The organism is Streptosporangium sp. NPDC048047 (assembly GCF_040653115.1).
Taxonomy (GTDB): domain Bacteria; phylum Actinomycetota; class Actinomycetes; order Streptosporangiales; family Streptosporangiaceae; genus Streptosporangium.
Genome location: NZ_JBEZNH010000006.1, coordinates 9,001 through 25,390, shown reverse-complemented (window position 1 = coordinate 25,390; position 16,390 = coordinate 9,001). Strand labels below are relative to the sequence as shown.

Annotated in this window: 5 protein-coding genes; 2 read left to right on the top strand and 3 right to left on the bottom strand. The window is 75.5% G+C overall.

Features of this window, described 5'->3' with window-relative positions; all coding sequences use genetic code 11:
- The first annotated feature begins 37 nt into the window (after positions 1–37).
- Together AB0D67_RS07050 and AB0D67_RS07045 are read left to right on the top strand one after the other, a co-directional pair.
- Positions 38–1,108 (top strand): sigma-70 family RNA polymerase sigma factor, encoded by a 1,071-nt coding sequence (locus AB0D67_RS07050; RefSeq protein ID WP_362930828.1) that lies wholly within the window; start codon positions 38–40, stop codon positions 1,106–1,108.
- Between the two features lie 82 nt (positions 1,109–1,190).
- A complete protein-coding gene (locus tag AB0D67_RS07045) occupies positions 1,191–1,547 on the top strand; it encodes a VOC family protein (RefSeq protein ID WP_362930826.1) in 357 nt (118 codons plus the stop codon).
- Here AB0D67_RS07045 and AB0D67_RS07040 read toward each other — a convergent pair.
- The 3 genes from AB0D67_RS07040 to AB0D67_RS07030 form a co-directional block, all read right to left on the bottom strand.
- Positions 1,525–2,547, bottom strand: coding sequence for a pyridoxal-phosphate dependent enzyme (locus AB0D67_RS07040; RefSeq protein ID WP_362930824.1), 1,023 nt, complete (start codon positions 2,545–2,547; stop codon positions 1,525–1,527). The genes AB0D67_RS07045 and AB0D67_RS07040 overlap by 23 nt on opposite strands.
- Before the next feature lie 137 nt (positions 2,548–2,684).
- Positions 2,685–11,240 (bottom strand): amino acid adenylation domain-containing protein, encoded by an 8,556-nt coding sequence (locus AB0D67_RS07035; RefSeq protein WP_362930822.1) that lies wholly within the window; start codon positions 11,238–11,240, stop codon positions 2,685–2,687.
- Entirely contained in the window at positions 11,237–16,129 is a 4,893-nt protein-coding gene (locus AB0D67_RS07030; RefSeq protein WP_362930820.1) for an amino acid adenylation domain-containing protein, read from the bottom strand. The genes AB0D67_RS07035 and AB0D67_RS07030 overlap by 4 nt, the downstream gene beginning before the upstream one ends.
- Positions 16,130–16,390 lie beyond the last annotated feature (261 nt).

Below are 16,390 nucleotides of genomic sequence, written 5' to 3'. Positions count from 1 at the left end.
GGCGGAATGTGTCGGCGGCGGCGCGTATGGTCGGGGGATGGTCAAGATGCCGACCGGCGAGGTGTCCCGGCTGGAGCCGTTCCGGACAGAGCTGACCGGTTACTGCTACCGGATGCTCGGCTCCGGCTTCGAGGCCGAGGACGCCGTGCAGGAGACGCTGCTGCGCGCCTGGCGGTCGTTCGACCGCTACGACGAGCGGCGGGCCTCTCTGCGCACCTGGCTCTACGGCATCGCCACCAATGTCTGCCTCGACATGCTGCGCAGCGTCCAGCGCCGCGCCCTGGCCATGGACCTCGGCCCGGCGTCGGAGGCCGGGGCGGGCATCGGCGGGCCGGCGCCGGAGCGGGCCTGGGTCCAGCCGGTTCCGGACGCCCTCGTGTTGCCGCTGGACGGCGACCCGGAGGAGCTGGCCGTACGGCGTGAGACGATCCGCCTGGCGTTCGTCGCCGCGTTGCAGCGTCTGCCGCCCCGGCAGCGGGCCGTGCTGATCCTGCGCGACGTGCTGCGGTGGAAGGCCGAGGAGGTCGCGACCCTCCTGGAGACCACCGTCGCGTCGGTGACCAGCGCGCTGCAGCGGGCGAGGACGACGCTCCGGGCGGCGGGCACCGTGCCCGGTGAGCCGTTCCGGCCGTCCGACCCCGCCCAGCGCGAGCTGCTCGCCCGCTACTGCGCCGCGTTCGAACGGCACGACGTCGCCACGCTCGTCGCCCTGCTGCACGAGGACGCGATGCTGTCGATGCCTCCCTTCGCCTGGTGGCTGCGCGGCCGGGAGCAGATCAGGCGGGCGCTGCTGGCCCCCGGCGCGTCCTGCGAGGGCGCGCGGCTCATCCCGGTCGAGGCGAACGGCTCACCGGCGTTCTGGCAGACCAGGCCCGGCCCCGACGGCGTCCACGTCCCGTTCGGGCTGGTCGTCCTCGACGTGTCCGGAGGGCTGGTCACCGGCAGCACCACCCACCTCGACGTCGACCGGCTGCTTCCGCTCTTCGGTCTCCCCGCCGGCGCGTCCATGCCCACTGGTTCGCCCCTGGCCGCCGGCGCGTCCATGCCCGCCGGTTCCTCCTTGGCCACCGCGAACGCCCCCGGCCGACGCGCGCCCCTGCGGCCGTGAGCGGTCCGGTCCCGCCGATGAGTTTCGCGCCGCCGCGCCGTACCACCTCGGACAGCGACGTGAAGTGAACGAAGGAGCGGATATGACGACCGTCCAGCCCATCATCATCACCCCCGACCTGCCCCGGATGCGGTCCTTCTACGAGCGGCTGCTCGGCGCGGTGGAGACGAGCCGTTTCCCGGACGACGGCCCCGTCTTCTTCGTGGGACTGAAGCTGGGCGACTCCGAGCTCGGCCTGGTCAGCGACGAAGCCGACCTGTCCGCGCCGCAGCGGTTCGCGCTGAGCGTGCGGGTCGACGACGTCGACGGGCTGCTGGAGCGGGTCGAGGCGGCCGGCGGGCGCGTGCTCGGCCCGCCGAACGACATGCCGTGGGGCGAGCGGGTCGCCCACGTCCACGACCCCGACGGCAACATGGTCAACCTGACCCAGCTCCTCTGAGGCGTCCCGGGGCGGCCTCGGGCCGCTCGCCCCCGCCGGATCGGTCGGCCGCGGCGCCGGCCGTGGCTTCGGCGGTGTCGGCGTCGGCGTGGACCGCCACGTTTCCGCCCGAGAGGACGGCCGTCACGGGTCCGGGCGGCAACGTGGCACGGTGGGTGAGGTAGGCCGCGGTGGTCACCGCGCCGCTGGGTTCGGCGCGCTCCCCCAGCTCCCGCCGGAGGAGGTCTGCGGCGGCCCCGATGCTCTCCTCGCTCACGGTCAGCATGTCGTCCACGTACCGGTGGATGTGCTCCCACGCCAGAGCGCCCAGGACCGGGCCGCGCAGGCCGTCGGCCACGGTGCGGTAGGTCCGTCCCACCGGCCACGCGATCCGGCGGCCCGCGCGGAAGCTGTCCGCGCCGTCGGCGGCCAGCTCGGGCTCGACGCCGATGACCCTGATCGCCGGGTCGACGGCCTTGGCGGCGACCGCGACCCCGGCCAGCAGGCCGCCGTTGCAGACGGGCACCAGGATCACGCCGGCGCGGGACTGGTCCCGGGCGATCTCGTCCCCGACGCTGCCGTGCCCGGCGATGACGTCGGAGTCGTCGGAGCCGACCACCGTGGCCGCGAGCCGGTCGGCGAGGGCCAGGCAGGTGACCTCCCGCAGGGCGGGCGGCACGATCACCACCTCCGCGCCGAACCGGCGGGCCGCCTCGACCTTCAGCGCCGGCGCGGTGTCGGGCAGGACCACGGTGACCCGCAGGCCGTGCCTGCCGGCGGCGTACGCGACGGCCTGGGCGTGGTTGCCGGAGGACTGGGCGATGACGTGCCCGACACCCCGTTCGGCCAGCCGTCCCACGGCGTTCAGCGCGCCCCGCACCTTGAACGAGCGGGTGGGCTGCCGGTTCTCCGGTTTGATCCAGAGCCGTTCCCCGGGCAGGCGCAGCAGCGGTGTGCGCCGTACGAACGCCGCGATCCTGGTCGTGGCCGCGGCCACGTCGGCCTCCGTCACCAGGCTCACCGCGTCAGGCTCCGTCACCAGGTTCGCCGCGTCGGCCGCCGTGCCCCGACTCGCCGCGTCAGGCTCCGTCGCCCGGCACGTCCGCTCGGCTCCCCGGTCTCCGGCGACGTCCGGGCCGGTCTCTCCGGTCGTCCGGCTCATCGGCTCAGTGCCTCGTCCCTGCTCAGCACCCCGTCCTGGATGGCGTCCAGGTCGGCCTCGGCCTCCGGCGGCGGCGCGGCGTCGGGGACCAGGTCCTCCAGGCGGTACAGCGGGCGGTGGCGCAGTCCGAGCAGTCCCCAGACGACCAGGAACACGCCGCTGACCAGCAGCACCACCGCCGCCCCCCGGCCGGGCCCCGAGGTGTGCGGCTGAACCCAGTCGGCCAGCGGGCCGGCCGACAGGAAGCCCAGCGGCTGCATGGCCGTGGCGAGCATGACGTTGACGGCCAGCACCCGGCCCTGCAGCTCGGGTCCCACCTTCACCTGGATGATGGACAGCCAGTGCGCGTTGCCGATGCTCATGCAGGCCAGGCGGAGGAACAGGCCGGCCGCGACCAGCCACACCGCCGGCCACACGCCCATCAGCACCACGCCGAGCCCCGACCCGGCCACGAAGCCGATCATGCCGACGGTCCTGCGCCGGGTCCCGCCCCACACCAGCACCACCGCGGTGCCCACGGCCGCGCCGAGGCCGCCGGCCGCGGTCACCGCGCCCAGGGACGCCGGGGAGCCGATGGCCAGGACGACCGGGGTGACGAGCACCCACATCAGCGCGGTGCAGAAGTTGACCACCGCGAAGTAGAGCGCCATCACCAGCAGCGGACGGCGGCGGGTGAGGAACCGCCAGCCGCCGGTCAGCGCCGCCCGGAACGTCTCCTCCCGCCGGTGGAACAGCCGGTTGGGGAACCGGACCACCAGCAGGGTCACCACCCCCAGCCCGAACGAGACCACGTCGATGGCCACCACCGACGACAGGCCGAACAGGCCGATCAGCGCGCCCCCGGCGAGCGGGGCCACCACGTTGCCGACGCCGAAGCCCAGGTTCGCCACGGCGTTGGCCTGCGGCAGGTACGGCTTGGGCACCAGTTGCGCGATCGCGGCCAGGTAGGCGGGCATCTGGAACGCGGTGACCACCGACGTCGCGCCGACGATGAGGCACACGTTCCACAGTTCCAGCCGGCCGGTGACCATCAGCAGCACCAGCGCCGCCATGGCGAGACCGGAGATCGCGTCGCAGGCCAGCATGATCCGGCGACGGTCCCACCGGTCGGCCAGCGCGCCGCCCAGCGGGGTGAGCAGCACGGTCGGGATCTGCGCCAGCATCACGATCAGGGCCAGGTCCAGGATCTCGCCGCTCTGCTGGTAGGCCCAGACCCCGAGGGCGAACGAGCTCAGCGCCGTTCCCACCGCCGAGGCGAACTGCCCGGCCGCGACGGTGTAGAAGGGGCGCAGGCCGGTGCGGCCGGTGCGGTCGGGCGGGCGCACCGGGACGGGCAGCCGGTCCGACGCCCAGTTCCGCAGGTGTTCGGTCACCAGGGCGGCCAGCGGCTCCGCCTGGTGCCGCAGGAAGTAGTGACCGGCGCGGGGCAGCACGGCCACGTCCGCCCGGGGCGCGAAGGCCGCCCACTCCGCGTACCGCTCCTGGTACAGCTCGGTGGCGCGGTCCCGTTCGCCCACCACGCACAGGAGGGGGGCGCGCAGCGGCGCCCCCGGGGCGGCCAGCTCACGGCCGAACCACTCCCGCGCCTGGTCGGCGTCGTGGCGCATCGCCCGCACCGCGACCTCCTTGGCGGCCTCGTCCATGTCGTCCAGCAGCCCGCCCGCGGCGCGCAGCGCGTCCCGGAACATCCGGTCGGAGACCCATCGGTCGCCGCGGAACAGCCGCTGGGCCAGGCCGGGCAGCCGGGCGCTGGGGAAGCTGCCGCCCGCGATCACACCCAGTACGGGGATCCCGTCCGCCTCCAGCCGGCGGGCGAGGGCCACCGCGGGCGCGGATCCCACGCAGTGACCGTAGATCGCGATCGGGGCGGATGCGGTCGTGGCCACCTCGGCGGCCAGTGCCTCGACCAGCTCGTCCAGCGGCAACGGCGACTCCTCCGGCCGGGCCGGGTCGTGACCGGGCGGCTCCGCCGCGAGCACCTCCACCCCCTCGCCCAGCGCCCAGGCGAGCGGCTGGTACACGGCCGCCGACCCACCGCCGTACGGCACGCACACCAGGGTGAACTCGCTGGTACGGCCGCCGCCCAGCCGGTGCAGCAGCCCGCCGCCGTCGCGATGGTCCAGGAACGCGGCCAGTTCGGCGACGGTGGGCCGGGTGAACAGGTCGATCACCCGCAGGCCGGAGCCGATCTCCTTGACCGCGCGGACCGCGGCGAAGGAGTCCCCGCCCAGGGCGAAGAAGTCGTCGTGCGCCCCGACCTCGGCCACGTCGAGCACCCGCGCCCAGGCCCGGGCGACCAGTTCCTCGGCGGCCGTGGACGGCGGCACGAACACGGCGGTCTCCGCCTGCGGCGCGGGCAGGGCGGCCCGGTCCACTTTGCCGTTCGGGTTGAGCGGAAGCCGGTCGAGGACGACGAACCGGGCCGGGACCATGTAGTCGGGCAACCGCTCCCGGAGCGCGGCCCTGACCGCCGCGGTGTCGACCGTCCTCCCGGTCTTCCCTGTCTTCCCGGTCTCCCCGGCTCCCCCGGCCTCCCCGGTCTTCCCGGCCTCCCCGGTCTCCCCGGCTCCCCCGGTCTTCCGGGTCTCCCCTGCGTCCCCGGCCTCCCCGGATCTCCCGGCGGACGGTGTCACCCAGGCGGCGAGCTGCCTGGCCTTCCCCTCGCCCACCGGCAGCACCACGGCCTCGGCGATCTGTGGCAGGGCGCGCAACGCGGTGGTGATCTCACCCAGCTCGACCCGGTAGCCGCGCACCTTGACCTGGTCGTCCACCCGGCCGCGGAACTCCACCCGGCCGTCGGCCGTGACGCGCAGCAGGTCGCCGCTGCGGTAGCAGCGTCCCTGCCCGGTCAGCGGGTCGGGCACGAAGCGTTCCGCGGTCAGCTCGGGCAGGCCGATGTAGCCGCGGGTCACGCCCGGACCGCCGACAACCAGCTCGCCGGGCACCCCGACCGGCACCGGCCGCATGCTCGCGTCCACCAGGTGCCCGTACACGCCCGGCAGGGGCCGGCCCAGCGGCACGATCCCGGTCCGGTGCGCGACCGGGATCTCCTCGGTGTCGCAGACCAGGCAGATCATCGTGGACTCGGTGTGCCCGTAGTGGCTCTGGATCCGCAGGCCCGGCCGCGCGGCCCTGGCCCGCTCCACCAGGTCCCACGGGCACGCCTCCCCCGCCAGGATCAGCAGTCTGCCCGGCAGGACGGCGGCCAGGTCGCCGCCGGAGGCCAGCAGCTCCAGGTGGCTGGGCACGCACTTGACCACGTCGATGTGGTGCGCGCCGAGGTAGCCGGCGAACGCGCCGGGGTCCATCGCGGTCTCCCGGGGCACCAGGTGCACCGTGCCGCCCGTGGTCAGGGCGCCGAACACGCAGGTGAGGCCGAAGTCGGCGGCGGGGGTGGACACCACCGCGTACGAACCGCCCGGCACGTCGATCCGGGGCAGCATGCCGTTCAGGTAGTTCACCACGCCGCGGTGCTCGGCGGCCACGGCCTTGGGAGTGCCGGTGGAGCCGGAGGTGAAGATCACGTGGTGCAGGTGCTCCGGCCGCACGTCGACCCGCGGCCGGGTCGCCTCCAGGGACGGGAGCCGGTCGAGTGCCAGCACGCGGCGGCCGGCGCCGGCCAGGCCGGAGAACTCGGCCGTGGTGACCACCGCCCGCACGCCGGCGGCGTCGAGCATGGCGGTGATCCGCGCGGCCGGATACGCCGGGTCCAGCGGCAGGTAACCGCCGCCCGACTTCTGGATCCCGAACAGGGCGCAGGCCAGGTCGGCTCCCGGCTCCAGCAGGACGCCGACCGGCTCGTCGGCGCCCACCTCCGCGTCCAGCAGCCAGTGGGCGATCCGGTTGGCGTCCGTCTCCAGCTCGGCGTAGGTCAGGGCGCGGTCCGCGCCCACCACGGCCGGTGCGTCGGGACGGGCGTCCACCCAGCGTTCGATCAGCCGGTGCACCGGCGTGTCCAGCGGCGCCGGCGTGCCGACCGTGGTGGCCGGGGACACTGAGCCCACCGCCCCCACCGGACCCGCCGCGCCGGCCGTACCGACCGGGTCGGCCGGGGACGCCGGGCCCGCCGTACCAGCCGGGTCGACCGGGGGCGGCAGCGGTTCGCCGGCCAGGATCGGGCCGGTCACCGGCTCCAGCGGCACCGCGCCCACGGGCGCGTCCAGGTCGGCCAGCATCCCGTCCAGCAGGGACACGTACCACCGGGTGAACCGGGCCGCGGTGTCCGCGTCGAACAGGTCGGTGCGGTAGCCGAGGCCGCCGCGCAGCGGCGTGCCGGGCCCCGCGTCGACGACGTGCCAGTTCAGGTCGAACTTCGCCGTCAGCTCCGGCAGGTGGATCTCGGTCGCCTCCAGGCCGGGCAGCCGCGGCCGTCCCACGGCGGTGACGTGGTTCAGCATCACCTGGAACAGCGGGGTCGCGGCCAGGTTCCGTTCCGGCCGCAGCAGGTCGACCACCCGGTCGAACGGCGTGCCCGCGTGCGCCAGGGCGCCCAGCGCGCCCTCCCTGACCCGGGCCAGCAGCTCGTGGCCGGTCGGTTCGCCGCCGACCTCGGTCCGCACGACCACGGTGTTGAGGAAGCAGCCCACCACGCCCTCGGTGTCGGGGTGGTCCCTGCCGGAGACCGGCACACCCACCGCGATGTCGGTGCCGGCCGACAGCCGCGCCAGCAGCGCCTGCAGCGCGGCCAGCAGCACGATGAACGGCGTCGCCCGGTAGGTGGCGGCCACCGTCCTGACCCGCTCGCCCAGCTCCGCCGGCAGTTCGAGCTCCACCGAGGCGCCGCCCGGGTCGGGCACCGCGGGACGCGGCCGGTCGGTGGGCAGGTCGAGCACCGGCGGCAGGCCGCGCAGCCGCTCGGCCCACCACTCCAGGTCCGCCGTGTCGGGGACCGGCGCCACCTCGGCGTACTGGGCCGGCGGCGCCTCCGGTGGCGGGCGCAGCCCGAGCCGGGCCGCGTACAGGTCGGACAGCTCCGACAGCAGCAGCCCGCGGGTCCACGCGTCGGTGGCGATGTGGTGGAAGGTGAGCGAGAGCACGTGCTCGGTTTCGCCGACCGTGAGGAGCACCGCCCGCATCGGCGGCTCCCGGTCCAGCGCGAACGGCGTGGCCAGGTGGGCGGCGACCGTCGCCTCCACCTCGGAGGCGTCGACGTCCGCGGTCGACACCGGCACGTCCTCGGCGGGCCGTGTCACCAGGACCGGTTCGGCGCCGGAGTCGTCGATCACGCCGCGCAGCACCCGGTGCCGCTCGGCCAGGTCGCGGACGGCGCCCAGCAGCGCCTCCGCCTGGAGCGGCCCGCGCAGCCGCAGCGCCAGCGGCACGTTGTAGGCCGTGCTCTCCGGCTCCAGCTGCGCCAGGAACCACAGCCTGGCCTGCGCCCCCGACAGCGGGGCCGGGCCGTCCGCCGGCTGCCGTCGCGCCCTGGTCTCCGTGGCCGGGCGGGGCAGGCCGGCGGCCAGGTCGGCGAGCACCGGGTGTTCGAACAGCAGCCGCACCGCGACCGGCGCGCCCAGTCGTTCCCGCAGCCGCCCGGCCACCCGGGTCGCGGCGAAGGAGTGCCCGCCGAGGGCGAAGAAGTCGTCGTCCGCCCACACCCGCGGCAGGTCCAGCACCTCCGCCCAGATCCCGGCGACGAGGTGCTCCTGCGGCGTGCCCGGCGGCACCCGCACCGCCGGACCGGCCTCGGGGACCGGCAGCGCCGCCCGGTCCACCTTGCCGTTCGGGGTGAGCGGCAGCGCGTCCAGCGCGCCGATCGCGGCCGGCACCATGTAGTCGGGCAGCCGTTCCCGCAGCTCGGCCCGCACCCGCGCGACGTCCACGGTCGCGGGGGTCACCCAGGCGGTCAGGCGCCGCTCCGCCCCGGCGCCGACCGGCTGCACGAACGCCTCCGCCACCTGCGGCAGGGACCGCAGCGCCGCGGTGACCTCGCCGAGCTCGACCCGGAATCCACGCACCTTCACCTGGTCGTCGATCCGCCCCAGGAACTCCACCAGGCCGGACTCGTTCACCCGCACCCGGTCCCCCGTGCGGTACCAGCCGCCGGTGAACCGCTGCGCCGTCAGGTCGGGCCGGCCCAGGTAGCCGCGGGCCAGGCTGGGCCCGCCGATCCACAGCTCCCCCGGAACGCCGTACGGCACGGCCCGCCCTCCGGGGTCGGCCACCCGGCACGCCACGTCGGCCAGTGGCCGGCCCAGCGGCGCCACGCCGGGAGGCACCTCGTCCGCGTCGCAGGCCAGCACCGACACCGTCGTCTCGGTGGGGCCGTAGTGGATCTGCACCGCCAGGTCGGGCCGTGCCCGCCGTATCCGCTCCAGCAGGTCGGGCGGCACGGCCTCACCGGCGAGGATCAGCAACTTCGCGGGCAGGGCGTCCATCCCCAGCGGTTCCAGCTGGCTGGGCACCATCTTGACCGCGTCCACCGGGCGCGCGGCCAGGTAGGCGGCGTAGGCGGCCGGGTCGGTGGCCGTCTCGTGGTCGATCAGGTGCAGGGTGGCGCCGGAGGTCAGCGCGCACAGCACGTTGGTCAGCCCCAGGTCGGCCGCGGCGGTGGACACCAGGGCGAAGGAGGACGTCCCGGCGGGGATCCGGCCGGCCACCGCGCCCAGGTAGTGGGTGATCTGCCGGTGTTCCACCGCGACGCCCTTGGGCTCTCCGGTGGAGCCGGAGGTGTAGATCACGTACGCCAGGTGGTCGGACGGCACCGCCACGTCCGGGCGGTGCTCCGGCTCGTCCCCGGCGGCGGCGACCTCGGCCTCGGTGAGCACGATCCGGGCCCCCGAGGCGGCCAGGACGGCCTCGGTCCGCCGCGCCGGGTAGACCGGGTCGAGCGGCAGGTAGGCCGCGCCGGCCTTGAGCACTCCCAGCAGGGCGACCACCAGTTCGGGCCGCCGTTCCATCAGCACGGCGACCGGTTCCTGCGGCCGCACCCCGAGGGCCAGCAGCCGGTGCGCCACCTGGTTGGCCCGCCGGTCCAGCTCCGCGTAGCCGAGCCCCGCGAGCCCCGCGAGCCCCACGGCGCCCGCGGATTCCGGGGACTCCGGGGACTCCGGGGACTCCGGGGACGTCGTGAGCCGCGAAGGGGCGGACGAGACGACCGCGAGCGCGTCGGGACGGGCGTCGGCCATCCGCTCGACCAGTGTGTGCAGCGGCACGTCCGTCGGCAGGTCCGCGACCGGGCCGAGTAGATCGGGGCCCTCGGGGAGGCGGACCGGCGCGCCGGTGTCGGTGAGCATCCCGTCCAGCAGCGCCAGGTACCACTCCACCAGCCGCCGGACGGCGGTCTCGTCGAACAGGTCGGTCCGGTAACGCAGCTCGCCGGTGAACCGGCTCCCGTCGTCGCCGAGCGCCAGGTTCAGGTCGAACTTGGCGGTCGGCGCGGGCACCGGTTCGGTACGGACGTCCAGGCCGGGCAGGGTCACCGGCGCACCGGTGTCGTAGACGTTCAGCATCACCTGGAACAGCGGGGTCACCGACAGGTTCCGCTCCGGCCGCAGCCGCTCCACGATCCGCTCGAACGGCGTGCGGGCGTGGGCGAACGCGTCCAGCGCGGCCGTACGGGCCCGGTCCAGCAGTTCGGCGCCGGTGGGATCGCCGGAGGTGTCGGTGCGGATCACCAGGGTGTTGATGAAGCAGCCCACCACCTTCTCGGCGTCGGGGTGGTGCCGTCCGGCGTGCGGCACCCCGACGGCGATGTCGTCGCCGCCGGACAGGCGGGCCAGCAGCGCCTGCAGGCCGGCCAGGAACACCATGAACGGCGTCGCGCCCGTCACCGCGCGCACCTTAGCGGACAGGGACTCGGGCACCTCGACCTCGATCGCGGCGCCCTGCCAGGCGGAGACGGCCGGGCGCGGCCGGGCGACCGGCAGGTCCAGCACCGGCGGCAGGCCGGCCAGACGCCCGGCCCACCAGTCCACGTCGTCCTCGGGCCGCCCGGCCTCCCACGCGGCCACGTCCGCGTACTGCAGGGCCGGGGGCTCCGGTCGCGGCGCCAGGCCGAGCCGGGCCGCGTACAGCGCCGAGAGGTCCTCCAGCAGCAGCTTCTCCGACCAGGCGTCGGTGGCGATGTGGTGCAGGGTCAGCGCGAGCACGCACTCGTGGCCGCCCAGCCGGAACACCGTGGCCCGCAGGGGCGGCTCGGCGTCCAGCCGGAACGGGCGCCACGCCTGGGCGGCCAGCTCCCGCTCCAGCTCCGCGAGCTCCGCGGGGTCGGTGTCCACCACGGAGACGGGGACGCCGTCGGCCGGCCGTACCCTCGTCCCGTCGATGACGCCGCGCAGGATCCAGTGCCGGTCGGCCAGGTCGGCCACCGCGGCGGTGAGCGCGCCGACGTCCACCGGCCCGCGCAGCCGCAGCGCCAGCGGAACGTTGTACGCGGGGGAGTCCGGCTCCAGCTGGGCCAGGAACCACAGCCGTTCCTGGGCGGGCGACAGCGGCATGTCCGTCTCGGAACGTGCCGGGATGCTCGTGACGCCGGGGGCCTCGGCCGCCGCCTGGGCGGCGGCGAACCGGGAGCGGAGCAGTTCGGCGAGCCGGTCCTGAGCGAGCTCGGTCATGCGTGGCTCCCATCCGTCAGTTCGGCGACCAGCAGTTCTTCGAGTCCGGTGGCGAAGTCGGCGAGCACCGGCCGCTCGAACAGCATCCGTACGGGGACGGCCAGCCCCAGCGTCTCCCTGATCCGGACGGCCACGCGGGTCGCGGCGAAGGAGTGCCCGCCCAGAGCGAAGAAGTCGTCGTCGGCCCAGATCGCGGGGCGTTCCAGGACGGCCGCCCAGATGGTGGCCGCCAGGCGTTCGGCGTCGGTGGCGGGTGCGACCCGTCGCGCCTCCGGGGCGTCGACCGGCTCGGGCAGCGCCTTCCGGTCGATCTTGCCGCTGGGCAGCGTGGGCAGGGCCGGCAACGCGACCCACCGCCGGGGCACCATGTGGCCGGGCAGCCGCGACCGGACGTGGCTCTCGACCGCGGCCAGGTCGGCCGTCTCCGGCGCGACGTAGCCGACCAGGTGGGCGTGCGCCTCCGAGCCGGCCACGGTCACCGTTCCGTCGGCCACCTCCCGCAGCACCGCCTCGATCTCGCCCAGTTCGATCCGGTAGCCGCGGACCTTCACCTGGTGGTCGGTGCGGCCGTGGAACTCCAGCGTCCCGTCCGGCCGCCACCGCACCAGGTCCCCGGTCCGGTAGCACCGCCCGCCGGGTGTGAACGGGTCGTCGACGAACGCGTCCGCGGTCTGCCCGGGCCGGCCCCGGTAGCCCCGGGCCACCCCGGCGCCGCCGAGCAGCAGCTCGCCCACCGCGCCCGGCGGCACCAGGCGCAGCCCGGCGTCCACCACGTAGGCCCGCTCCCCCGGCATCGGCGGCCCGATCGGCACCCCCTCGGACGCGGGCGCCCGGACCCGGTGCAGGGTCGAGGTGACCGTGGTCTCGGTGGGACCGTAGGCGTTCCACAGCTCGCCGACCCGCTCCAGGATCCGCTCGGCCAGGGCCGCGTCCAGGCTCTCCCCGCCGGCGACGGCCCGCAGCGCCGGGTCGCCGGTCCATCCGGCGGCCAGCAGCAGGCGGTACGCGGTGGGCACCAGGTCGATCACCGTCGCCCCGCAGGAGGCGATCAGCCCGGCCAGCGCGTGCCCGTCCACGGCCGTGGCCCGGTCCACCACCACGCAGGTGCCGCCGCGCGCCAGGACGCTCCACAGCTCGGAGGCGGAGATGTCGAAGGTGAGCGGCGCCACGGCCGGCTGGACGTCGCCGGGGCCCAGCCGCAGCGCGGCGGCCATCCCGGCCACGTAGGCGGCCAGGCCGCCGTGGGTGATCTCCACCCCCTTGGGCTCCCCGGTGGAACCGGAGGTGTGGAGCACGTACGCCAGATCCCCGGGTCGCACGACCGGCAGTTCCGCCCGCCCGGGGTGGGCGGCCACCAGGTGGTCCACGTCCAGGGTGTCGAGGCCCGGGACGGTCACCCCTCCCCGGGTGAGCACCGTCCGCACCCCGGCGTCGCGGGCCAGCCGGCGCAGCCGTTCGGCGGGATGCTCCGGGTCCAGCGGCAGGTACGCCGCGCCGGCCCGCCACACCGCCAGCAGGACCGCCGGCATCAGGTGGTCGCGTGGCAGGCAGACCCCGACCACCTCCCCCGGCGCGATCCCGTGCTCCAGCAGCGCCGCCGCCGCCCGCCCGGACCAGTTACGCAGCTCGGCGTGGCCGAGCGAGGTCCCGTCCGGGCCGATCACTGCCGTCCCGCCGGTGTGAGCCGCCAGCGCCTCCGGGACCGTCGGGAGGGTCTCCGGCAGCTCCGGGCCGGCTGCGGCGGCCAGCAGGGCGGCGCGTTCGTCCGGGGTGACCCGCTCGAACGCCGCCGGGGGCCGGTCCGGGTCGGCCAGCGCGCACCGCAGCAGCCAGGTCAGCCGGTCCAGGTACGCCTCGGCGCGCGGCGGGTCGAGGTGGGCGCGGCCGTACTCCAGTTGCAGTTCGGTGCCGTCCACGGTCCGGTTGACGAGCACGCTGAGCTCGTGGACCGCGGCGCCCGAGCCCAGGTCGGTGAGCAGCTCCAGGCCGCCCAGGCGCACCGGAACCTCGGCGTGCTGCATGGCCAGCAGCACCGGGACGCGGGGCAGCTCGGCGGGCGGGATCTCCTGGTGGACCAGGGCCCTGGTGGTCGCGGCGGCGGCCTGCCGGACCAGGTCCCGGAAGGTCGGCTCATCGGCCGGCCGCAGTCGTGCCGGCACCATGTCGATCAGCGGGCCGATGACGCCGGTCAGCTCCGGCCGGGCACGCCGGGCCGCGGCCACCCCGACCAGCGTGTCGGGCTCACCGCTCGCCAGGGCGAGGGCCGCCAGGTACACCGCGAACGGGGTGGCGCCGCACTCCCGGGCCAGCGCGTCCACGTCCGCCGTGAACTCCCCGGGCAGCGGCCGGATCACCCGGCCCGCCGTCAGGTCCGCGGGCGCGGGGGGCCCGGGGGGCGCGCCGTCCAGCTCGGCCCGCCAGAACTCCCGCAGCCGCTCCAGGTCCGGCTGTTCCTCCTGCCACACGGCCACGTCGCCGACCTGGACCGCCGGTTCGGGGACGGCCTCGCCGGCCAGCTCGGCGGCCAGTTCGCCCATCAGCACCCCGACGGAGCCGCCGTCGAAGGCGATGTGGTCCACCACGACCACCAGTTCGGCCTCCGCGTCGCCGGCCGGGCACAGGGAGGCCCGCATCAGCGGCACCTCGCTCGTCACGTCGAACACGTACGACGCCGCGGTCCTGGCCACGGTCTCGGGATCCTCGCCCGCCGCGTGCTCGGTCAGCGGCACCGGCGCCGGTGGACGCACCACGGCGTACGGCGTGCCGTCCCCGTCGACGGCGACCGTGCTGCGCAGCACCTCGTGCCGGCGCACGACCGCGTCCAGGGCCGCGCGCAGCGGCGCGACGCCCGGCAGGCCGCGCACGCGCAGCCGGATCCCCAGCGTGGTGACCGGGCTTCCGGGGTGGAACTGCCGCAGGGTCCAGAACTGGCGCTGCGTGCCGGTGAGCGGGTGCCGGGTCCGGCCGGCCCGCCGTACCGGTCCGGAGCCGGACCGGCGCAGCCGGGTGGCCAGGCCCGCGGCGGTCGGCTCGGTCAGGAAGGCCGCCAGCGGCACGGTGTGCCCCAGCCGGCGGGACAGTTCGGTGACGACCCTGGCGGCGGCCAGGGAGTGCCCGCCCAGGTCGGCGAACCGGTCGTGCACGCCGACCTCGGGCAGGCCGAGGACGTCGGCGATCACCTCGGCCGTCAGGCGCTCGTCGTCGGTGCGCGGTGCCACCGGCGCCGGGCCGGCCGGCCGGGCGGCGCCGAGCCGGGGCAGGGCCGCGCGGTCCACCTTGCCGTTGGGGCCGAGCGGGAGCTCATCGGCCACGCCGATGCGGGTCGGCACCAGGTGGGCGGGCAGCCGGGCGCGCAGCCAGTCGCGCAGTTCCGGCTCGCCCACCCCGGAGGCCGCCGCGTGGCCGGCGAGGTAGGCGATCCCGTCCTCGTCGGCCGCGGCCAGCACGACGGCCCGCCGTACCGCGGGGTGGCGCGACAGCACGGCCTCCACCTCGCCCGGTTCCACCCGGTAGCCGCGGATCTTGACCTGGTCGTCGGCCCGCCCGGCGAAGCGCAGCTCGCCGTCCACCCGGCGGACCAGGTCCCCGCTGCGGTAGACCCGGCCGCCGTCCGGATCGGTGCGGAACGCGGGCGAGTCGCCCCGCAGGTAGCCGCGGGTCACCACCGGCCCGCCGATCCACAGCTCGCCCGCCTCCCCGTCCGGGACGGGGTCTCCGGCCGCGTCGCGGACCGAGAACACGGCTCCGGCGATCGGTTCGCCCAGGGACGGCTCGCCCTCGTGGTCCCGGCCCACCTCGGCGACGGCGCAGGTGGTGGTGCACTCGGTCGGGCCGTAGAGGTTCAGCACCCGGCGCACCCCGGGGTTGGCGTAGATCCGCCGCACCAGGGCGGCGGTCAGCGGCTCGCCGCCGGAGAACACCGCGCGCACCCCGCTCGGCAGCGGCTCGCGCAGCAGCGCCGTCAGCGCGGAGGGGACCCCGTAGACCGTGGTCACCTCGTCGCGGGCGGGCAGGTCCGGCAGCGCCAGCAGGTTGTCGGCCAGGATCACCGTCCCACCGGCGACCAGCGGCAGGAAGAGCTGGCTGATCGACGGGTCGAAGCAGATCGAGGCGGTTGCCAGCATGCCGCCCAGTTCCTCGGCGGTGTACGCCGACGCCTCCCAGCTCAGCAGGTTGAGGGTGTTGCGGTGCTCCACGACCACGCCTTTGGGCGTTCCGGTGGAGCCGGAGGTGTAGATGACGTACGCCGCGTCGCCCGGGTCCCCGTCGCGCGTCGCTTCCCCGTCCGGCTCCCCATCGCCGGACGCCCGGGATGTCCCGTCGCCCGGATGACCGGTCGCCCCGGGCACGCCGGGTGCGCCGGGTGCCCCGGGTGCGCCGGGTGCGCCGGGTGCTTTGCCGCCCGGTGCCACATCGTCGGGTACTTCGCCGCCCGGCGCCACGTCGCCGGGTGCTTCGCCGCCCGGTGCCACGTCGTCCACGAGAACGGGCCGGGCGCCGGTGAGGGCGGCGGTCCGGCGCAGCGCGGCGGAGGTGAGCACCGCGGTCACCGCGGAGTCCCCGGCCATGAACCGCAGCCGCTCGGCCGGGTAGGCGGGGTCCAGCGGCACGTAGGCCGCCCCCGCCTTCCACACCCCCACCAGTGCGGGGACCAGCCACTCGTCGCGCTCCAGGCAGACGCCGACCAGGTGGCCGCGCCCGATGCCCTCGGCGGCGAGGGCGCGTGCGACGCCGTCCGCCCTGCGGTCCAGCTCGGCGTAGCTGATCCGGGTGGTTCCCGCCACGACGGCGACGCGCTGCGGAGTTTGTCTGCTTTGGGCCTCTATCGCCTTGTGGACGCGCCCGTATCCCTCAAACGTCTCGATCGCCCCCGACCGTTCCGTGCTCACTATGAGCTTTTTGTGCCATAGGTGCTCGCGTGTGCAGCGTGGTATTTGATGTCCACGCCTTTTCGCACAGGCTCGCCGAGGAGACGTTATGGGGCGATACGGATAACAGTAAGACCCTTCATTAAATCGTTAGGCTATCTAGTCTTTTTCCGCTTTTGTCTACTTATATAGATTTTTAGGCGCATTGTCGGCATAGCGGGGAACGTCTGGGGCCGCCCTCATGGGCGCTCGGACCGGGGTGGACTCCCGCGCCCTCGGAGC